The organism is Microcoleus sp. AR_TQ3_B6, from assembly GCF_036702785.1.
Classification (GTDB): domain Bacteria; phylum Cyanobacteriota; class Cyanobacteriia; order Cyanobacteriales; family Microcoleaceae; genus Microcoleus.
In genome coordinates this window covers 40,257-61,883 of record NZ_JAUBVJ010000009.1, presented here as the reverse complement: position 1 = coordinate 61,883, position 21,627 = coordinate 40,257, and the positions used below count along the sequence as shown (strand labels likewise).

Here is a 21,627-nt window from a genome sequence, read left to right as displayed (position 1 = left end):
ACATAAAAAAAATTAATGCACAAAATAGCCGCCACACCCGGAGGTTGGAACCCTCAAGCAGAAGGAGTAATTTTTATTCAGCAAACCCCCGCACCAATAGTATTTATTAGTGCTGCTGACACCGACATTCAAACCCTCGCGGCCGCCGCATCCAAAATGCCGCAAAAATTCCCCCAAGTGCGCGCAGTCAACCTCCTTCAGTTGCAGCAACAACTAACAATTGATACTTATGCCGAGGAAGTTTTAGAACGCGCAGAGGTCATAATATTAAGACTGTTAGGAGGGCGTTCTTATTGGTCTTACGGGTTAGAAATTCTGCGGGAAACTGTGCAGAAAACTAAGGCATCACTGATTGTAATGCCGGGAGAAGACAGTCCAGATCCAGATTTAATCAGCCATTCCAATGTATCGCTATCAGCAGTCAATAAACTGTGGCGCTACTTTACAGAAGGCGGAGTCCAAAACTTTGTTAACGCACTCAAATTTGCAGCCGATACTTGCCTGAAAACTGCTTACAATCCACCCCTACCTCAAACAGTTTCCCGCGTCGGAATTTACGAATGGAAAAAGCCAATTGACTCATCGTCATATTGCGGACACGGGGACATTACTTCTAACTCTAAAGTCGGAATTTTATTTTATCGCGCTCATTATTTATCAGGAAACTTAGCACCAATTGATGCACTTTGTCAAGCTCTAGCCGAGCGAAAATTAGTACCAGTTCCCGTCTTTGTCTCTTCTCTGCGGGAACCAGATTTGCAAATAGAATTGCTGGAATATTTCCAGCCAAAAGAATCAGAACCCATTCAATTATTGCTCAACACCACAAGTTTTGCAGTCTCCGGTTTCAGCAGTCAAGAACCGGAACAAAACAGCTTAAAATCCTTAGACGTTCCCGTATTGCAAGCAATCTTCAGCGGTGGCGGTTTGGAACAGTGGGAAACGGAACTTCAGGGACTTTCGCCCCGGGATGTGGCGATGAATGTAGCATTGCCGGAAGTAGACGGAAAAATCATTACTAGGGCTGTTTCTTTTAAAGCAGTACAGACTTGGAACAGCGAATTAGAAACAGATGTAGTAAGCTATGTAGCAGCGGGCGATCGCATTCAATTTGTAGCAGATTTAACCGCGAATTGGGTGAAAATGAAACAAACCCCAGCCGCCAACAGACGCATCGCCATAATTCTAGCAAATTACCCCACTCGCAACGCCCGCTTAGCCAACGGCGTCGGCTTAGATACGCCCGCTAGCTGTGTCGAAATCCTCAAAGCTATGCAGCAAGCTGGCTATCAAGTTGAAAACATCCCCGCTAGCGGCAACGAGTTAATTGAACTCCTGACTTCGGGCGTGACAAATGACCCGGAAGGACGCGAATTGCGGCCTGTTCATCAATCTTTGGATTTGGTAGAATATGAAGAATATTTTGCTAGTTTGCCGCAGCAAGTGCAAGATGGGATTTGTAAAAGATGGGGGTTGGCCGAAGGTCATACACAACCTAGGGACACGGCAATGCCATCTCCCTACCTCCAGGGGAAGGAAACGGCAATCCCCTGTCCCTACTTTCCCATTCCGGGGATTCAGTTGGGGAATGTGTTTGTGGGAATTCAACCATCGCGGGGATATGAAATTGACCCGAGTTTGAACTATCATGCACCAGACTTAGAACCAACTCACAATTATCTAGCTTACTATTATTGGCTGCGAGAAAAGTTGGGAATTGACGCTATAATTCATGCCGGAAAACACGGCAATTTAGAATGGCTTCCCGGTAAAAGTATAGCATTGTCTAACAAATGTTATCCAGAAGTAGCACTAGGCGCGGTGCCGAATTTTTATCCCTTCATTGTCAACGATCCGGGGGAAGGTTCCCAAGCAAAAAGACGATCGCAAGCTGTGATTATCGACCACCTGACACCGCCGATGACTCGCGCCGAACTCTACGGGCCTTTGCAGCAGTTGGAAACCTTAATCGACGAGTATTGCGAAGCCCAAAGTTTAGATCCGTCCAGATTGCCCATGATTCGCGATCGCATTCTCGCCCTCACCAACAAAGAAAACTTAGATAAAGACTTAGGAATCCAACTAAATAAATCGGAATTTACAGAATTTATCACCCGCACAGACGGCTATCTTTGCGAACTCAAAGAATCCCAAATCCGGGACGGATTGCACATTTTTGGTCAGTGTCCCGAAGGTAGACAGTTGAGAGATTTGATAATTGCGATCGCCCGCCATCCCACCAACGGGCGATCGGGCCTAACCCGCGCCCTAGCAGAAGACTCAGGCTACGATTTCGACCCCTTAACCTGCGATCCAACGTTGATAATTCAGAACCGCACAGCAGGCGATTTAACAGCAGAACTCGAAGAAAAAGCTGCTGGATTAGTAGATAACTTAATCAAAAACATCCGCGTACATCCGCGTTCATCTGCGGTTAAAAATAACCAAATCCCCGAAGCAACCCAACAAGAATTAAACTGGATAGAAAACTATCTTTTACCTTCACTCCTCCAAACAAACCAAGAAATTACCAACCTTTTGCGCGGACTAGATGGGCGGCACATACCAAGCGGCGCATCCGGCGCGCCCACCCGCGGCAGACCAGATGTATTGCCCACCGGCCGCAATTTTTACTCAGTAGATATCCGCGCCATTCCCACAGAAACCGCCTGGAGAGTTGGCAGAGTTGCTGCTGAAACTTTAATCGAAAGATACACCCAAGAAAACGGCGAATATCCAAAAACTTTGGGTTTGTCGGTGTGGGGAACATCCACCATGCGGACGGGGGGAGACGACATCGCCGAAGCCTTGGCGCTGATAGGAGTTCAACCAGTTTGGGATGGACCTTCGCGCCGGGTTGTAGATTTTGAAATATTGCCAGTTTCTGTTTTGGGGCGGCCGCGCGTTGATGTTACTTTGCGAATTTCTGGCTTTTTCCGCGATGCTTTTTTTAATTTAATTGATTTGTTTGACAGTGCGGTAAAAGCTGTGGCAGCTTTAGACGAATCGGCAGAAAACAACCCTTTAGCGGCACAAGTTCAAGCAGAGATTCTGTATTGGGAATCTACAGGTTTGAGTCAGGAAGAGGCGCAAGGGCGATCGCAATTTCGAGTCTTTGGCTCAAAACCGGGTGCTTACGGCGCAGGACTTCAAGGCATAATTGAAGCTCAAAACTGGACAGACAACAGCGATTTAGCAAAAGCTTACATTAATTGGAGCAGTTACGCCTATACCTCCTCTAGTTCCTCAAATTTGCCGGGAGATGTAGCAGGAGTTAAACAGAGTGAATGGGGATGTTCTGCACCCGAAGCATTTGAACAACGCCTCGGCCAAATGCAAATTGTTCTGCAAAACCAAGACAACCGGGAACACGACATCCTCGACTCGGATGATTATTATCAATTCCAAGGGGGAATGACGGCCGCAATTCGCAATTTGCAAGGCAAAAATCCTGAAACCTATTTCGGAGACAACTCGATTCCCGAGAAGCCGAAAGTGCGGCAACTGCGGGAAGAGATTGCGCGGGTTTACCGCAGTAGGGCTGTGAATCCGAAATGGATAGAAGGTGCGATGCGACACGGTTATAAAGGTGCTTTTGAAATTGCAGCAACTGTTGATTTTTTGTTTGCTTACGATGCTACGGCAAATTGTGTAGAGGATTTTATGTATGAAGGAATTGCAGAGGCTTACATTTTTGATGAGAAAGTGCAGGCATTTATTCAAGAAAACAATCCTTGGGCACTGCGAGATATGGCGGAAAGATTGCTAGAAGCTCGTCAGCGGGGGTTGTGGGAGAGTGCAAACCAGGATACATTGGATAAATTGAGGTCGATCGCCCTGGAAGCCGAAGCAGTCATCGAGTCCCATACTGGTTTGTAGTCTGAACGGAGAAATGATAGAATATAGTTAATATGGGAGGAATCCATGTTGCGCGATCTCACCATCCAAAATTATCGCTGTTTTAAAGATTTTTATATCGACGATCTAGCTAGGGTTAATCTGATAGTGGGTCAGAACAATAGCGGTAAAACTACTTTTTTGGAAGCTATTTATTTATTAGTTAATGAAGGAAACATTCAGTTTCTACTTGAGGTGCTAAACAGCAGAGGTGAACTAACAGTCGAGCCTTCTAGACAAAGAAATGGCGAAGTCGTTTCTGGGCATCACTATCAGATTTTACATATTTTTTACGGTCATCAACTTAATAACTTCGATGGGGCTATTCATATCCGCTCTACAAAAGAGCATCCGCTGTCATTAAAAATTCAGCCTAATCCTATTGCCCAGCAACTGGCACTTCCTGGATTAGAGGATTTAGTTTTAAGTGAAGATTTATTCGGTGAGCTAGTTGTTTCATACGGACAGTATACCCAAATAAAAATTCCTATCCGTACTGATGGAACTATAGGCGATTCGCGTTACTTGCGGTTGGGCAACACATCTAAGTTAGTTTTTCCTATAGGGAGCAGCAATCAAAATTATTTTCTAACCACCACTAATATAAGCTTTGCGCGACTGTCTGTAATGTGGGATAGAATAACACTCACACCGAAAGAACAAAGTGTAGTAGAAGCATTGCAAATTCTGGAGCCGGATGTGGAACGGATTAGTTTCACCAGTCGCCAGACTTCTAATAGTGGTATTTTGCTTAAACTTCGGAACCAGCCTCACCCAGTTCCTCTTGGCAGTATGGGAGATGGTATGGGACGAATTCTTAGTATAGCAATGGCAGCCGTATCATCAGAGAATGGGTTTTTGTGGGTTGATGAAATTGATACAGGTCTTTACTATCAAACGCAAACTGATATGTGGCGATTGATATTTGAAACAGCGCAGCGATTGAACGTTCAAGTCTTTGCCACTACCCACAGTTGGGACTGCATAGCCGCATTTCAAGAAGCCTTAGAACAGTCAGAAGATAGTTCGGTTGGCAAATTATTTCGCTTGAGCCGGCGCGGCGAGGATATTGGTGCAGTTGAATACACTCCCGATGAATTGTCCGTTGCAGTGCGCCAAAGTATTGAGGTGCGCTGATGCCAAAAGCACGAAAACCTCCTCAACCAAAACCTCAACATTTATTTATATAAGGTGAGAATGACCGACAGGTAATCTGGGCTTTGTGCCAGCCATATTAACTGCCAGAAATATTTTCCGTCGAAGTACCGCAAGAAGAAGGTACAGAAGGAGTTGAAGCGCTGCTAAATGCCTTGGCAGAAAGATTGAAAGCAGAGAATTTACGCAGGTTGGGAATTGTGGTTGATGCCGATCGCAATTTAAGTGGGCGGTGGCAATCTCTTAAAGATAAACTGAGTTCGATCGGCGATCGAGACATCCCCCAATCTCCCCCTGCCGAAGGCAGGGTTTACAAGAACTCGAACAAGCCGGACTTAACCGCTACAGTTTAATTCATCATCCCAAAGCGCTAATCCACACTTGGCTGGCATGGCAGAAAACGCCTGCAATGCCGATGGGACAAGCAATAACAGCGCAGGTGCTTAGCTGCGATTCCCCCATCGCCTTAATTTTTATTGAATGGTTAAAACATCTGTTTGAGCTAACTGCTCGATCCGCCGGATAATTAGTAATATCTAGTAATATTTCGCGCTCGCTGAAAGCTTTATGATTCGCCGCTACATTGCTAGCATCAGCACCAGCATCTTAAAACGTACCTGCGCCGCAGCCGCCTTGCTAGCTTTAACTTTGGGATGTTCGTCAACCAAGCCGCCCAACACCGCAGCGGCTTCTGGTTCGATCGAATCTGCTGCCGCTGTGCAGTCCCCTCAGCCCATTCTCGCTCGAAACCCCAACAAATCCAGAAAATCCGTCAGCGTTCCCTCATGCCCCCAAAACGATGCCTTTACGGAGTCAGTTAACTTTGCCACCCAAGCTTCTAATTTGGCTCAATCAGCCAATTCAAAGCAAGACTGGGACGAAGTAGCCGCCCTCTGGGTGCAGGCCGTCGCCTGGATGCAAGCGGTTCCCCCAGGCAGTCCCAGACGGGCTTTTGCTGAGAAAAAAGTGGTGGAGTACATGAGAAACCTGGCTTATTCCCAACAGCAAGCGGGCGCAACCCGATCGCAAGCCAGTACAGTCAGCTTTAGCAGCGATTTGCTCAACGAACAACTAGAACTTTACCTATCCTACGTTGCTGCGGTCGGGCCGCCAGATGTTTTGATTGTCGGTAGTTCCCGCGCCTTGCAGGGCGTCGATCCCAAACAGCTAAAACAATCTTTGGCCCAACAAGGCACTCCGGGCTTAAAAGTATTTAACTTTTCAGTCAACGGCGCAACTGCACAAGTAGTTGACTTTCAACTGCGGCGGCTGTTGAAGCCGGATCACTTGCCTCAAATGATTGTCTGGGCGGATGGTGTGCGGGGATTTAACAGCGGCCGGGACGATCGCACTTTTAATTCGATCGTCGATTCTGAAGGCAGCCAACTTTTAGCAGCAGGCATTCGCCCCGAACTGCCGTCGGATGAACCCAACGTGATTCCCCAGTGTTACAGATTCCCGCAGCGGTGCCCTAACAACACTTTCCGCAGAGGATTGACCTCCGTCAAGAGACCTTTGTGGGGCGGGCAAGACACCCACGCCAGAATCAAATTCCAGTCTAGTGGAACCGGCATCTTGCCCGTTGCCGACACCCACCCCAAAATCAAATTCCAGTCTAGTGGAACAGGCATCTTGCCCGTTGCCGAGAATGCTGCAAGATATGAGTTAAAACCAATGGCAGCGGACGGTGCAACCCCTCAAGCACAATTGATTCCAGTCTCGCGGCCGACAACTGTAGCCATCAGACAAGTCAACCAATTGGCAGAGGCGATCGACTCCAACGGATTCATGCCTATATCAGGCACGTACAATCCCAACACTTATTATCGAGAACGGGCTTACGTTTCAGGCCAGTACGATCGCGACTACAAAGACTTCAACCTCGGAGGCAAACAAGCAAAAGCCTTTAATTCAGTTGTAGCATTTACCAAAGCTCGCAAAATTCCCCTAATTTTCGTCAATTTGCCCCTCACCGACGACTACTTAGACGGAACTCGCCTGTGGGCCGAACAGCAGTTCCGGCAGCGAATGGATCAACTGTCGCGGCAAAAAGGCTTCGCTTTCCGCGACTTGTCGCAGCGGTGGCCCGGCCGCAACGACTATTTTTTTGACCCCAGCCACCTCAACCGCTTTGGGGCGATCGCAGTTTCTCGCCTACTCGCAACAGATTCCAGCATTGTCTGGCCGCGGCCCAAATCCAGGCGCACCGAGGGATAATACGATTTTAGATTTTAGATTTTAGATTTTAGATTCAAGAATTGGGAATGACAGATGATATCAAATCCGCCCTTCATCGGAATTATTCATCTCTCTTCCCTTCCTCTGTATCCTCTGCGTCCTCTGTGGTTTAATCATTCCAATCTAACCGGAATTGATATCATATCATGTCCGATCGATTGACCGTAATATCCCGGCCGGGCGGGTTTTTGAGATTGGAGATTGTTGGCAGATATTGTTGGCTCACCGGCCCCTACCTGAGGTCGGGTAATCGACCGGACATGATATCAGATAAGGGTTTGCAGCTCGTGGCGATTCAGTCTAAAATCTAATCATCTAACAATCGAAAATCCCAAATCTCAAATCGATGTACCATCCGATCGTCGTGCTCGTAGCGATTCAGTCTAAAATCTAATCATCTAACAATCAAAAATCCCAAATCTCAAATCGATGTACCATCCGATCGTCGTGCTCGTGGCGATTCAGTCTAAAATATAATAATCTAACAATCGAAAATCCCAAATCTCAAATCTCAAATCGATAGGTTGTGGAACTAAAACAAGTAATTATCGCCCACAAAGCCAGAGATACCCTCAGCCAGAGGTGGGCAGAACAGTGTGCCCGCCAATTAGAAAGTCGCGGGTGTCAAGTTTTAATGGGTCCGAGCGGCCCGAAAGATAACCCGTATCCGGTGTTTTTAGCTTCTAGTAACAGCTCAATAGATTTAGCCGTGGTGCTGGGCGGCGACGGTACGGCCCTAGCTGCAGCGCGAAATTTGGCTGCTGACGACATCCCAATTTTGGCAGCGAATGTGGGGGGACATCTGGGTTTCTTAACCGAGTCTTTTGAGGATTTCCAAAAGACTGAGGAGATTTGGGACAGACTTTTGGAAGACAGGTATGCCGTGCAGAAGCGGATGATGTTGCAGGCGGGGATTTTTGAGGGAAACAGAACCAATCTCCAACCCCAGAGCGATCGATTTTTGGCACTCAATGAAATGTGTGTCAAACCTGCTTCAGCCGATCGAATGCCGAGCTGTATTCTAGAAATGGAAGTTGACGGCGAAGTAGTCGATCAATATCAAGGCGACGGTTTAATTGTGGCAACTCCCACCGGTTCGACTTGCTACACCGCATCTGCCAACGGGCCGATTATGCACTCGGGAATGGACGCGATCGCAGTTACTCCGATTTGCCCTTTGAGTTTATCCAGTCGGGCGATCGTACTCCCGCCCGGTTCAGTCGTCAGCATTTGGCCTTTAGCAGATTACGAACTCACTACCAAACTTTGGACAGACGGCATTTTGGGTACTGCAATTTGGCCGGGACAGCGCGTAGATGTGCGGAGGGCAGACTGCGAAGCCAAGTTTATCATTTTGCGAGAAAACTATTCTTATTACAACACTTTGAGGGAAAAACTTCACTGGGCAGGAGCCAGAATTCGGTACAGCAACAATCACCGCAATTAATCCGAATCATCCACCGTGAAACTGCATTAACCCCTGAGACAGGTAAGCGTGAAAAAACCTGTTAAATCACCAACAATCTACATACAAAAGTCGCCATCAGCCAACCCCAAAATCTCTGTACTTTGTTAAGATCGCTCAATATCTTGACAAACACCCCGATCAATGCGTAGTTTCAAAAAATCAACCAGACCTTTCCACCCTCAAGATACATATCCCTGTCCCGTGTGCCGCACCGGTCAAATTTCCACCCTAGCGCTGATGGACGCCCTAGCTTGCAACTTCTGCCAGCACATTTTTACCGCCAGCGTGGAAAGACAATCGCTCGAAATGGCCGATCGCCAACCGCCCGTAACTTGGCACTGGAACGGCAAAAAGTGGATAGGAGCCCACCTCGAAGGCGTAGAATTCGGATGGCCCTACTTGGCAGTGGCTCTTGGTCTAATTTTCCTTCCCACTACCTTGCTGGGACTTTCAGCTTACTATTTTCCCCCGGTTCCCGGCAGCCGGTTGTCGTGGCTGCCCGCCGCTTGGACAGGCTTAGCTTTTTTGTCCCATTTAGGCATTGTGCTGTGGTTGGTAGGTGAATTTTATCAATTCCCGCTGGTAACTTACTTCAGAGCTTGGGGGCGCAGGATTCGCCGGCGCTAGCTTAAATTCTCTCAAACAGCCGATCGCCCGCTCAGGGGGTGCAGCCGTATCGATTCAGGTAAAATTAGAGGCGATCGCAAAACTCAATTCCCAATCAGCACTTAAACAGCTATAATCGTTAGCTATTCTAAATAGTCAAAAGCAAACGCATTGCGATTTGTGAGGAGAGCGATGAACATACTTGGAATCTCGGCGTACTATCACGACAGCGCCGCAGCCTTAATTCGTGACGGAGAAATTATAGCAGCAGCGCAAGAAGAAAGATTTTCCCGCAAAAAGCATGACGCCAGATTCCCTAAGAATGCGATCGCGTATTGCCTGAAAGAAGCAAAAATAGATTTGCGGGAACTCGATCGAATAGTCTTTTACGACAAACCTTTAGTCAAATTCGAGCGCCTTCTCGAAACCTATTTAGCCTACGCACCCCAAGGTTTTCGCTCTTTCCTAACCGCCATGCCGATATGGCTCAAAGAAAAGCTTTACCTCAAAACAATGCTCAAAAGAGAGCTAGCATCCATGGCAAACTGCAAAACAAATAAACTGCCATCTCTGCTATTTACCGAACACCACCAATCCCACGCAGCATCGGCATTTTTCCCCAGCCCGTTTCAAAAAGCAGCCGTTTTGTGCCTCGACGGCGTGGGCGAGTGGGCAACAACCTCGGTTTGGTTGGGAGACGGGAACGAACTTACACCTCAGTGGGAAATCGATTTTCCCCACTCCTTGGGTTTACTTTATTCAGCTTTCACCTACTACACAGGCTTCAAAGTCAACTCTGGCGAATACAAACTCATGGGTTTAGCTCCCTACGGCGAGCCCAAGTATGTAGACAAGATTCTCAACTATTTAATCGACCTCAAAGATGACGGAACTTTTCGTTTGAACATGGATTATTTCAACTATACGGTTGGCTTAACCATGACAAACAAGAAGTTTGACGAACTGTTTGAAGGACCGCCACGCCAAGCTGAAGGAAAATTGACTCAGCGGGAAATGGACATTGCCGCGTCCATTCAAGTTGTTACCGAAGAAGTGGTTTTGCGGCTTTGCAGAACAGTTAAAAAAGAATTGGATGTCGATTATCTTTGTCTTGCCGGCGGCGTTGCTCTCAACTGCGTTGCTAACGGCAGAATTTTGCGGGAAGGTATTTTCAAAGATATTTGGATTCAGCCGGCTGCGGGAGATGCTGGCGGTGCTTTGGGCGCCGCTTTGGCGATTTGGTATCAGTATTCCGAACAAACTCGCACTGTGAGCCCTTTATCGACAGCAAATAGTAGAGAATCCCTCAAGAGTGAACTTATCACTACCAACGCAGCAGTTGAGGAGAGGACTGAAGTCCTCACTGCCAAACAAGCGGTGGCAACTGTGGCGAAGTCTGTTGCTCATTTAACTTGTCACGACCAAATGCGGGGTTCTTATTTGGGGCCGAGGTTTACTGACGCAGAAATTCTCGAATATTTGGATGCTGTCAAAGCCAGCTATTACCGATTGGAAGATGCCGAATTAATGCCACAGTTGGCGGAAATTTTGGAACAGGGAAATGTGGTGGGATGGTTCCAAGGACGGATGGAATTTGGACCGCGGGCTCTGGGCGGTCGCTCGATCGTCGGCGATCCCCGCAATGCTAAAATGCAGTCCGTGATGAACCTTAAAATTAAATATCGGGAATCATTTCGACCTTTTGCTCCCTCAATCTTAGCCGAACGAGTTGCGGATTATTTCGAGATTGACCATTCCAGCCCTTATATGCTATTGGTAGCACCTGTCAAAGCCAGTCTCCGCATTCCCATGACTGCGGAACAAGAGCAGTTGTTTGGCATTGAAAAGCTCAACATTCCCCGTTCCGAGATTCCGGCTGTTACCCACGTCGATTACTCGGCTCGCATCCAAACAGTTCACAAAGAAACCAATCCTCGGTACTATGACTTAATCAGCCATTTTGAAGAGCGATCGGGCTGTTCGGTTCTGGTAAATACTTCTTTCAACGTCCGAGGCGAACCCATTGTTTGCACTCCCGAGGATGCTTACCGCTGTTTCATGCGAACCGAAATGGACTATCTGGTATTGGAAAATTACTTGCTTCCCAAGTCCGAACAAATTCCTTGGAAACAAGATGATACTTGGAAAAATGAATTTGAACTAGATTAGTCATTAGTTATTAGTTATTAGTTGGTGCGAATAACTAATAACTAATTCCCAATTACCAATTCCCCATTCCCCATTTCTAATGAGCGAAGAAATTAAAAAACTTGACAAAAAAGGCTTGCGCGATTTCGGGCTGCTAATTGGCGGCTTAATTGCAGTCCTTTTCGGTTTAGCAGTACCTTTACTGCGCCGGCATTCTCTACCTTGGTGGCCTTGGGCAGTCGGCGGAGTGCTAGTGCTGCTAGCATTGGTTGCGCCGAAATCGCTGAACCCCGTTTATCACGCGTGGATGCGCTTTGGACTTATTCTTAACAAAATCGAAACGCCGATCGTCCTAGGGATAGTTTTTTACCTGATAATTTGGCCGATGGGAGTTATTAAAAGCCTGTTGGGCGAAGATGCAATGCGGCGAAAACTCAATCCGAAAATGGATACTTACCGCGTCCCAAGTAAAGCCAGAACAAAAGTTAGTATGGAGCGTCCTTTTTAAGTGTTTGAAGCAACTTTAGATTTCCTCAAAGATTTGTGGGCGTTTATGAAAGAACGCCAAAAGTATTGGCTGCTGCCGTTAATTGTGACTTTAGTCTTTTTGGGAGCTTTGATTGTATTGAGTCAGGGTTCTGTGATTGCTCCGTTTATTTACACCCTGTTTTGAAAGAATGAGCAAGTTGAAAAATTTGGGTGTCAATTTAGGTTTGACACTCGCAGGTTTATTTATGGGGGTGGTAATTGGTGAAATTGGATTGCGGGTGGCCAAGATTGAAGGCTATCCAAAAATAGGAGATTTGGTAGACTCGGCGCCCACTGGTTTCCACACTTCCGATCCGAATTTGGGCTGGAAGCTGAAACCGGGTGCGTCGGGGGAGTGGAATGGGGAAGGTGCGAGTTTTGTGCAGGTGAATAGCGAGGGTTTGCGCGATCGGGAACATACAAAAGCCAAACCTCCAAATACTTTGCGCGTGGCGGTTTTGGGCGATTCTTTCACCGAAGCAATTCACGTACCTGTAGAACAAACTTTCTGGTCAAAATTGGAACGAAAGTTAGGCAACTGCGAGGCGGTTAAGGGACGGAAAAATGTTGAGGTCATCAATTTCGGCGTGCAGGGTTACGGTACTGCTCAAGAATTGATAATGCTGCGAAAAAAAGTGTGGGATTACAGTCCTGATATTGTAATTCTTGCTTTTTTTATTGGCAATGATGTGATAAATAATTCTCCGAAACTGGAATACGATCGCTACCGACCATTTTTTGCTTATGATGCTAGCGGCAAGTTAGTACCGGATATGTCTTTTCGCAATCTGGCGCCAATCGACCGCAACCAAAGAGCAGTTTCCTTCGTAGACCGGATGCCCAGTTTGCTCGTCAACAATTCGCGCATTTTGCAGGTCATTAAAAAGGTAGACTTAGATAGGAAAAAGCAGGAGTTATCGGAGGATTTTACAAAGTTAAGTACCCAAAATTTCAAGGAACCTCAGGATGCAGCTTGGCAAGAGGCTTGGAGAGTGACAGAGGGTTTGATTGTGACGATGCGGAATGAAGTCGTGCAGAAAAATGCTGATTTCTTGCTTGTGACGATCGGGGATGCGATGCAAGTTAGACCCGAAGCCCAGGAGCGAAAAAATTTTATGATAAAAAACAACATTCAGGATTTGTTTTATCCCGAGAGGCGGCTAGAAAAATTGGGGGTGCGCGAGGGTTTTCCGGTACTGAATTTATCCGAACAGTTCCAAGGCTACACGGACAAATATCAAGTCTGCGCCCACGGTTTTGAGAATTATGTACCCTGTGGAGGTCACTGGAATGAACTCGGACACCGGCTGGCCAGTATCCTGATCAACCGAAATTTGTGCCAAAAATTGCAGCAGTCTCAAGTCCCCAAAAAACAACCTTAATCAGTCAAATTTCATGAAATATTCACCGGCGCTCGAAAAAGGCAAAAATATATTAATTCTAATCGCGGTTAATTTGGCGATCGCCTTTATTTTTCTGGAAGCTGGGTCGCTAGCTTTTTATTTTATCAAACAAAAGCAGTTTTTTTATACCAGAACTAAAGCTAAAGAACAAGTAGTAGAAGATATTGAACGGCTCGGAATTAGAGTTGATGAATCTATCGTAGAAAGACTGCACCCATTTTTTGGCTACGTGCTCAAACAAGGTGCTTTCACCAATGAGAAATTAAAGTTAAAAGTCAACAAACACGGCTTTTTTTCCCTCTACGAATATCCCTTTGTCAAAAGCAATAAAAAACAATTTATTATCGGAGTTTTTGGCGGTTCCGTTGCCAACAACTTTGCAGTAGATGAATATAAAAATCAAATATTGTCTAAAAAATTGCAGAGTTATCCAGAATTTGCCGGTCGCGAAATTGTGGTGTTAAATTTTGGCAATGGCGGCTACAAACAGCCGCAACAATTATTAATTTTAAATTACTTTCTGGCTTTGGGTCAAGAGCTAGATTTAGCCATCAATATTGACGGTTTTAACGAAGTAGCACTGTCAAATTTAAACAACAAAGCCGAAGTAGAAATAGGAATGCCCAGCGTTCAGCACATACTGCCTCTGACGGGTTTAGCCAACAACAACTTGCCGCCGGAAGCGATGAGTTCGATCGTGGAAATTAACGAAACCAAAAAACAGTTGAAAGCAGGTATTCAAAAATTGCAAACTTGTCAGCTTGCTTTGTGTCACGCTGTTACCTCGCTACAGGTGAAACAATTAGTCAACAATTACCAGCAAGCAGTTGTCAAGTACGATTCACAAGTCAAACAATCCCACTTAGACACGGCAAATAGCAGTATAGTGTACATTCCCAAAGCTGACTCTGTTTTCGAGGATGCCGCAGCTTTTGACAAAATGGCTTCGATGTGGTACAAATCGTCGATCGGGATGAATCAAATTTTATCAAGTAGAAAGATTAAGTATTTTCACTTTATTCAGCCCAACCAGTATTATCCTACTAAGCGAGCGTTTACTCCAAAGGAAAAGGAAATCGCGCTTGACAACAAGAGTCCTTACATTGAAGGGGTGAAAAAAGGTTATCCGGTGCTGTTGTCTAAAGTCGATGATTTGCAAAAAGCTCGGGTTAATGTTTTTAACGCAGTGAATATTTTAGACAATACAAAAGATACGGTTTACAAAGATTCCTGCTGCCACTATAATTCAGTGGGAGAAGAAATATTAGCAAATTATGTTTCCAATTCTATTATTAAAGTAGTCAGGGAGTCGAAATAGAGGTTTATGAAAGATTTAACAGTGCTCAAAAAAGGACAAGAATTTCTAAAAATTGCTTTGATTAACTTAGCGCTTTTACTGGTTTTCGTGGAACTAGGTTCCTTGGGATGGTATTTTGTCAAGCACAAGCAATTTTTCTATACTAGAGACAAAGTGCCAAATAAGTCGGATTTAGGAATTAATTTAGAAGGAGTGCGGCTGAATCAGTCTATTGTTGAAAGATTTCATCCTTTTTTGGGATTTATTCAACAACCAGGCCCCGATTTTCGCCCTGGTTTTAAAATTAACAATTACGGATTTATCTCTCCTTACGATTACCCTCTCAAAAAAACTAAAAAAAATCAGTTTTTTATCGGAGTTTTTGGCGGTTCTGTGGCTTCTAATTATGCAGTATTTGAAGTTCAAAACAAAATTTTACCTCAATACCTCAAGCAGCTTCCGGGTTTGAAAGATAAAGAATTTGTTATTTTGTCTTTTGCTACGGGAGGCTACAAGCAACCCCAGCAATTATTAATTTTAAACTATTTTTTGGCTTTAGGGCAAGAACTGGATCTAGTCGTCAATATAGATGGTTTTAATGAAGTAGCACTTTCTAACTTAAACAATAAATATAAACTCGATTTGGCAATGCCAAGTGTTCAGCATATTTTGCCGCTGACTAGCTTGGCGAATAATAGCCTTTCTACAAAAGCGATGAAAGCAACTATCAGGATTAAAGAAAATAAAGCTAGGATTAATCAGGGTTTGGAAAGTTTGCAACACTGCTTTTTAGCTACGTGCGATGCTGTGACTTCTGTTTACGTTCAAAATCTAGTTAATAACTATAAAACCGATCTAATTAAGTTTGAACAAGAACAGACTAAACAACAAAACAAGGACGGTGGTAGCGTTATTTATATCAATACTAATAAGTCTGTTTTACAGGATTCATTAGCTTTTGAAGAAATGGCAGGGAATTGGGCGAAAAGTTCAATTTTTATGCACAAAGTCCTGTCTGCTAGTAATGTGCCTTATTTTCATATTCTTCAGCCTAATCAATATTATCAGACGAAAAGGGTGTTTGGTGAAGCCGAAAAGCAGATTGCTTTTAACAAAGAGAGTCCTTATGCTAAATCTGTAGAAAGTGGATATCCGGCTCTTTTCAAAAAGTTTCCCAATTTGGAAAAAAATAATATTAATATATTGAATGCTGTAAATGTATTTGATCGGACTAAAGATGCGGTTTATGTAGATAGCTGCTGCCACTACAATAAAGCTGGGGAAGTAATTTTTAGTAATTATGTGGGCCGTTCTCTTCTGGAATCTTTGCGGAAGGATGAAAGAAAAAACAAGAAGTAGGGGCGGCTTCCACCAACCATCAACGACTCAAACAAAAAATCTTAAAAACCCGCCCCCACCCACGGTAAATCGAAATGTACATTCAAATTTATTGTGGGCCGGGGGCGGGTTTATCGATCTTTTGAATTCTTGACGAGATTGTTGGTGAAACCCGCCCCTACTGGGCTGATGAGAACAATTGACTGTGGCGAATGGTTTTTAGGTTTTTGGTTCGGTTTGAGGTCGATCGCCCCCTGAGTCGATCGGCATTACCAATATCTTATCAACTCGGTTGCCGTCCATATCGACTACTTCCACGCGCAAACCGTTCCACTCAAAATGCTCGGCTGCTGTGGGAATCTTGCCCAAATGTGTAATCACAAAGCCGCCCATTGTGTGGTAACTTCCTTTGTTTTCTGCTGATACTTCTTCGAGGCCAAACAGCTCAAAAAAATCTTCAACTGGTAGCATTCCGTCTAACAGCCAAGAACCGTCTTCGCGCTGCACGGCTTCCGGCTCGTCAGCATCTTCAACCGAGGGAAAGTCGCCAACAAGTTCGACTAAAATGTCGTTGACTGTAACCAATCCTTGAATTACGCCGTATTCGTCTACCACCAAGGCAATTTGATTGCTAGATTGCTTGAAAAGCTCTAATACTTTTAAACCCCGCGTGCTTTCCGGTACAAATAAAGGCCGCCGTAAAGAAGCGCTTAAATCGAGGGGTTGACCGGTTAAAGTCCTCGACAGCATATCTGTAACGTGTACTAAACCGAGCACGTTGTCGAGGCCTCCTTGACACACTGGAAACCGAGAATGACCGCTGCCGAGCATTTTTTGGCGGTTTTCTTCTACTGAGTCGTCGAGGTCGAGCCAGGTAAGATCCGGCCGCGGAGTCATTAAGGCGCTGACTCGCCGATCGCCCAAACGAAAGACTCTTTCTACCATGTCTTGTTCGGCTTCTTCAAAGGTGCCGGCTTCGGTTCCTTGCTCGATTAAAACTTTAATTTCCTCTTCCGTAACTTGCGGTTCTGTCGAGGGCGATATCCTCATCAGCCGCATCACTAAGTCAGTGGAATGACTTAACAGATAAACCGCAGGAGCGCCAATTTTTGAGAGCATTCGCATGGGAATTGCTACGCTAGAAGCGATCGGCTCCGGGTTGTTGAGCGCTAGCCGCTTCGGCACGAGTTCGCCGATAATTAAGGTCAGATAAGTGATAGTTAAAACTGCTACTACTGAGGCGATCGTCTTAGAGTAGGGCGCGACGCCAGGAATCAGGTTCAACAAAGGCTCTACTCTTCTAGAAATCGTCGTTTCTCCGAAAGCGCCCGACAGAATGGCCAGCATCGTAATCCCGATTTGAACTGTCGGTAAGAACTGATTGGGGGCATTAGCCAGATCCAAGGCTACCCGGGCATTGGTGGAACCTTGGTTAGCCATCTGTTGCAGTCTCACCTTCCGTACAGAGATGATGGCCATCTCTGACATCACAAACAAGCCATTGAGGAAAATTAGCAGGAGAACAATCAGAATATCGGTACTTGGGGACATTTCTAAAATTTTCGGTAGTAACGGCGAAGCGCTCTGCCCGGTTAGTCGATTTTAGATCTTAGATTTTAGATTTTAGATTGACGACGCCGCCAGTATCTGGGGGATTTCCCTAATGTCTAAAATTCTTCGCTCTTCACAACTTGAGTCGGGGGCTTGTATCCGTCTTTGGGTGCAGTCACAGGAGAGGTCTGGAATCTGCGAATCTCGATCGCAAAATCGAAATTTTTTCTAAACCTGTCACTAGATTAACGGAACGGGCTCGATCCCGATCGCAGGATCGACATATTAAGGCAGAAATCTATCTCCAGTTAAGTTCCCAGGCATCCACAGCCGATCGGCACAATCATGGATGTTTGTCGTACAATCTCCTTAACAGGCAAAGGGAAAGAGCCGGAGCCGATCGGGGATTAAAATTAAAAGCGCATGACTTTCTCTTCAATAATTCGTACCCTCGGGCGATCGCCCCTAGCAACAGAACTCCTCAACAAGCTCAAGCGCCATCGCTACGTGCAGCTCAACGGCTTAGCCCGCCTGCCCAAAGGTTTGGTAGCTTCCGCCCTCGCACAGCAAGAAGGGCGGAGTTTACTGGTAGTGACGGCAACTCTAGAAGAAGCCGGCCGCTGGGTGGCAGGGCTAGAGGCTATGGACTGGCAGACTGTGCATTTTTACCCGACTTCGGAGGCTTCGCCCTACGAGCTATCTTACTCGGATGAAAGCGAAATGACTTGGGGTCAAATGCAGGTGCTGGCGGATTTGGTCGAGAAACGAGAAACAAACGCTAATTCTAAGCCGATCGCGATTGTATCTACCGAAAGAGCTCTCCAGTCTCACTTGCCGCCGCCTGCTGCTTTTGAACCCTACTGTCTGACGCTGAAGCGAGGTATGGTTCAAGACTCGAAGATTTTAGACCGCCAACTTGCTTCAATGGGCTACGATCGGGTGGCTTTGGTGGAAATGGAGGGTCAGTGGAGCCGTCGGGGTGATATTGTCGATGTATTTCCGGTGGCGGCTGAGTTGCCGGTGCGGCTGGAGTGGTTTGGGGATGATTTGGAGCAAATTCGGGAGTTTGACCCGTCTTCGCAGCGATCGCTTGATAAGATCGAGCGGTTGGTGTTAACTCCTACTAATTTTAACGCAATTATTAAAGCAGTTTTAGCTGAAAAAAAGGTTGACGAAATCAACCACCTCGGCTCTGTTGACACAGAAAATGAAACCGAAAAATTTGTCCGCAGGCTGTTGGGTTTAGCGTTTGAAAAACCCGCATCTTTGTTGGATTATTTGCCAGAAAATACTTTAGTTGTTGTTGACGAACCGCAAGGCTGCGAAGGTCACAGCGACCGCTGGTTTGAGAATGCAGAGCAACAGTGGAAAAATTGCGCTCGGGAATCTGTTGTTGCGGAGGCGGGAACAGAAAAATTGCCAATTTCTCAGTTGAAAGTTCCGAAAATTCACCGCACTTTTGCTGAATCTATGGCAGATGTCGCAGGTTTCGACAGCGTCGAACTTTCAGAATTGGCAGAAGATTCTACTACTAAAAAATTTCAAAGCTCTGCAGAGGGCGACCAGCTACCGCCTGCGATTAATTTGGCTTCTCGGCCTGTGCCGGTGATGCCTCACCAATTTGCTAAGCTGTCTCAAATGCTCAGGGAAGAGCGCGATCGGGGTTTTACTATTTTCCTGGTTTCGGCTCAACCCAGCCGTTCTGTTTCTTTGCTCTCGGAGCACGACTGTCCGGCTCAGTTTGTGGTGAATCCGCGCGATTATTTGGCGATAGATAAGTTGCAGTTGCAGCACGTTCCGGTTGCTTTGAAGTACAGCGGGCTGGCAGAACTGGAAGGGTTTATTCTGCCGACTTTTCGGATTGTTTTAATTACAGATAGGGAATTTTACGGTCAGCATTCTTTGGCTACTTTTAGCTACGTCCGCAAGCGCCGCCGCGCTGCTTCTAAGCAAGTAGACCCGCATAAATTAAGCCCTGGTGATTATGTGGTTCACCGCCAGCACGGAGTGGGAAAATTTATCAAGTTAGAACGTTTGACTATCGATCGGGAAACTCGCGAGTATTTATTGATTCAATACGCTGATGGTACCCTGAGAGTTGCGGCCGATCAATTGGGGGCTTTATCGAGGTTTCGGACGGTAGCAGATAAAGTTCCGGAACTCAATAAGCTGACAGGTCAAACTTGGGAAAAAACTAAAACCAAGGTTCGCAAAGCTGTTAAAAAATTAGCGGTAGATTTGTTGAATCTTTATGCTAAAAGAGCGCAACAAACAGGTTACGCTTTTCCTCCTGATATGCCGTGGCAACAAGAATTAGAGGATTCTTTTCCTTACCAGCCAACCCCGGATCAGTTGAAGGCAACTCAGGATGTGAAACGCGATATGGAGGGCGATCGACCGATGGACCGCTTGGTCTGCGGCGATGTCGGTTTTGGCAAGACAGAAGTTGCTCTGAGAGCAATTTTTAAGGCGGTTACGGCGGGCAAGCAGGTGGCTTTGCTCGCGCCGACGACGATTTTGACCCAACAGCACTATCACACGCTCTCGGAGCGTTTTTCCCCTTATCCGATCGAAGTTGGTTTGCTCAATCGCTTTCGCACAGAAACCGAGCGCCGGGAGATTCACAAGCGTTTGGCGACTGGGGAATTAGATGTGATTGTCGGTACTCAAGCTGTTTTGAGCAAAGCGATTAAATTTCGGGATTTGGGCTTGTTGGTGGTGGATGAAGAACAGCGCTTTGGAGTTAAGCAAAAGGAAGCGATAAAAGCTCTCAAAACAGAGGTAGATGTTCTGACTCTGACAGCAACGCCGATTCCCCGGACTTTGTATATGTCGCTTTCGGGGATTCGCGAGATGAGTTTGATTGCGACTCCGCCTCCTTCCAGGCGCCCGATTCAGACGCATTTGGCTCCCTATAACCCGGAAGTGGTGCGATCGGCAATTCGTCAAGAATTGGACAGGGGCGGTCAGGTTTTTTACGTGGTGCCGCGGATTGAGGGGATTGATGAGTTGGCCGCTCAGTTGCAGGAGATGGTACCGTCTGCCAGAATTGCGATCGCCCACGGTCAAATGGAGGCTTCGGAATTAGAATCGATTATGCTGAGCTTTAGTGCGGCGGATTTCGATATTTTGGTGTGCACGACGATTATTGAGTCGGGTTTGGATATTCCCCGTGTCAATACCATTTTAATTGAAGACGCGCAGCGCTTTGGTTTGGGTCAGCTTTACCAGTTGCGGGGACGGGTGGGACGCGCGGGGATTCAAGCTCACGCTTGGCTGTTTTATCCGAAGCAGAACAAGCTGTCTGATGCTGCAAGGCAGAGGTTGCGGGCAATTCAAGAGTTCGCGCAGTTGGGTTCAGGCTATCAGTTGGCTGTCCGAGATATGGAAATTCGCGGTTCGGGTGATGTTTTGGGTACTGAACAGTCGGGTCAAATGGAGGCGATCGGTTTTGATTTGTATGCTGAAATGTTAGAGGAGGCTATTCGGGAAATTAAGGGTCAGGAAATTCCGAAAGTCGAGGACGCGCAAATCGACCTAACTTTGACGGCGTTTATTCCTGCTGATTACATCGCAGATTTGGATCAAAAGATGAGCGCTTACCGGTCTGTGGCGAATGCTAATACCTCAGAAGAGTTACAGCAGATTCAGGCTGATTGGTGCGATCGTTATGGGCCAATTCCTCTTCCAGCCCAGCAACTTATCCGGGTTGTCGAGCTCAAACAAATCGCTAAAAAAATCGGTTTTTCTCGGATCAAACCGGAGAACAAGCAGCACATAGTTTTGGAAACTGCTATGGAAGAACCTGCGTGGAATTTGCTCAAGGCTAATTTGCCCGAACATTTGCGCTCTCGTTTTGTCTACAGCAAGGGGAAGGTTACTATTCGAGGGATGGCGGTTTTGACGGCCCAAAAGCAATTGGATAATTTGATTGATTGGCTGGGTAAAATGCAGGGCGCTTTGCCGTCGGCTAATGTTGGCTTTTAATATATAATCCT

Annotated in this window: 13 protein-coding genes and 1 pseudogene; 13 read left to right on the top strand and 1 reads right to left on the bottom strand. The window is 46.2% G+C overall.

The annotated features are described in order from the left end of the window. The first annotated feature begins 15 nt into the window (after window positions 1-15). The 12 genes and pseudogenes from cobN (at window position 16) to QUB56_RS06825 (ending at window position 16,099) form a co-directional block, all read left to right on the top strand. Window positions 16-3,879, top strand: a complete 3,864-nt coding sequence (cobN, locus tag QUB56_RS06880) for a cobaltochelatase subunit CobN (RefSeq protein WP_332954310.1) — start codon at window positions 16-18, stop codon at window positions 3,877-3,879. 45 nt (window positions 3,880-3,924) lie between these two features. Beyond that, complete coding sequence (locus QUB56_RS06875; protein ID WP_332954309.1) at window positions 3,925-5,034, top strand: AAA family ATPase; 1,110 nt, start codon at window positions 3,925-3,927, stop codon at window positions 5,032-5,034. Between the two features lie 173 nt (window positions 5,035-5,207). Then, window positions 5,208-5,578: pseudogene (locus QUB56_RS37145) on the top strand (DUF3226 domain-containing protein). A gap of 41 nt (window positions 5,579-5,619) precedes the next feature. After that, on the top strand, window positions 5,620-7,269 hold the full coding sequence (locus tag QUB56_RS06865) for a hypothetical protein (protein ID WP_332954304.1): 1,650 nt from the start codon (window positions 5,620-5,622) through the stop codon (window positions 7,267-7,269). Window positions 7,270-7,816: 547 nt separating this feature from the next. Further along, complete coding sequence (locus QUB56_RS06860) at window positions 7,817-8,737, top strand: NAD(+) kinase (RefSeq protein ID WP_332954302.1); 921 nt, start codon at window positions 7,817-7,819, stop codon at window positions 8,735-8,737. A 162-nt stretch (window positions 8,738-8,899) separates the two neighbouring features. Continuing rightward, window positions 8,900-9,385, top strand: a complete 486-nt coding sequence (locus QUB56_RS06855; RefSeq protein ID WP_332954301.1) for a hypothetical protein — start codon at window positions 8,900-8,902, stop codon at window positions 9,383-9,385. A 171-nt stretch (window positions 9,386-9,556) separates the two neighbouring features. Beyond that, entirely contained in the window at window positions 9,557-11,533 is a 1,977-nt protein-coding gene (locus QUB56_RS06850; RefSeq protein WP_332954300.1) for a carbamoyltransferase, read from the top strand. Window positions 11,534-11,612: 79 nt separating this feature from the next. After that, window positions 11,613-12,020, top strand: a complete 408-nt coding sequence (locus QUB56_RS06845) for an SxtJ family membrane protein (protein WP_332954298.1) — start codon at window positions 11,613-11,615, stop codon at window positions 12,018-12,020. Then, the gene (locus QUB56_RS06840) at window positions 12,021-12,185 is read left to right on the top strand and encodes a DUF5989 family protein (protein WP_190657062.1); all 165 of its coding nucleotides are present in this window, start codon (window positions 12,021-12,023) and stop codon (window positions 12,183-12,185) included. It abuts the gene before it with no gap. Window positions 12,186-12,189: 4 nt separating this feature from the next. Then, window positions 12,190-13,422 (top strand): SGNH/GDSL hydrolase family protein, encoded by a 1,233-nt coding sequence (locus tag QUB56_RS06835; RefSeq protein WP_332954296.1) that lies wholly within the window; start codon window positions 12,190-12,192, stop codon window positions 13,420-13,422. A 13-nt stretch (window positions 13,423-13,435) separates the two neighbouring features. Then, complete coding sequence (locus QUB56_RS06830; RefSeq protein ID WP_332954295.1) at window positions 13,436-14,761, top strand: hypothetical protein; 1,326 nt, start codon at window positions 13,436-13,438, stop codon at window positions 14,759-14,761. 6 nt (window positions 14,762-14,767) lie between these two features. After that, window positions 14,768-16,099 (top strand): hypothetical protein, encoded by a 1,332-nt coding sequence (locus QUB56_RS06825; protein WP_445243317.1) that lies wholly within the window; start codon window positions 14,768-14,770, stop codon window positions 16,097-16,099. 198 nt (window positions 16,100-16,297) lie between these two features. On the opposite strand, the gene QUB56_RS06820 is transcribed toward QUB56_RS06825, so the two are convergent. After that, on the bottom strand, window positions 16,298-17,629 hold the full coding sequence (locus QUB56_RS06820) for a hemolysin family protein (protein WP_332954292.1): 1,332 nt from the start codon (window positions 17,627-17,629) through the stop codon (window positions 16,298-16,300). A gap of 423 nt (window positions 17,630-18,052) precedes the next feature. Here QUB56_RS06820 and mfd point away from each other — a divergent pair, with 423 nt between their 5' ends. Then, window positions 18,053-21,616, top strand: a complete 3,564-nt coding sequence (gene mfd, locus QUB56_RS06815; protein ID WP_332954289.1) for a transcription-repair coupling factor — start codon at window positions 18,053-18,055, stop codon at window positions 21,614-21,616. Window positions 21,617-21,627 lie beyond the last annotated feature (11 nt).

Bases quoted from the DNA above. Each gene is read 5' to 3' on its own strand.
- QUB56_RS06835 (WP_332954296.1), top strand. From the start codon at position 12,190: ATGAGCAAGTTGAAAAATTTGGGTGTCAATTTAGGTTTGACACTCGCA.
- QUB56_RS06845 (WP_332954298.1), top strand. From the start codon at position 11,613: ATGAGCGAAGAAATTAAAAAACTTGACAAAAAAGGCTTGCGCGATTTC.
- QUB56_RS06855 (WP_332954301.1), top strand. From the start codon at position 8,900: ATGCGTAGTTTCAAAAAATCAACCAGACCTTTCCACCCTCAAGATACA.
- QUB56_RS06820 (WP_332954292.1), bottom strand. From the start codon at position 17,629: ATGTCCCCAAGTACCGATATTCTGATTGTTCTCCTGCTAATTTTCCTC.
- mfd (WP_332954289.1), top strand. From the start codon at position 18,053: ATGACTTTCTCTTCAATAATTCGTACCCTCGGGCGATCGCCCCTAGCA.
- QUB56_RS06850 (WP_332954300.1), top strand. From the start codon at position 9,557: ATGAACATACTTGGAATCTCGGCGTACTATCACGACAGCGCCGCAGCC.
- cobN (WP_332954310.1), top strand. From the start codon at position 16: ATGCACAAAATAGCCGCCACACCCGGAGGTTGGAACCCTCAAGCAGAA.
- QUB56_RS06830 (WP_332954295.1), top strand. From the start codon at position 13,436: ATGAAATATTCACCGGCGCTCGAAAAAGGCAAAAATATATTAATTCTA.
- QUB56_RS06825 (WP_445243317.1), top strand. From the start codon at position 14,768: ATGAAAGATTTAACAGTGCTCAAAAAAGGACAAGAATTTCTAAAAATT.
- QUB56_RS06865 (WP_332954304.1), top strand. From the start codon at position 5,620: ATGATTCGCCGCTACATTGCTAGCATCAGCACCAGCATCTTAAAACGT.
- QUB56_RS06875 (WP_332954309.1), top strand. From the start codon at position 3,925: ATGTTGCGCGATCTCACCATCCAAAATTATCGCTGTTTTAAAGATTTT.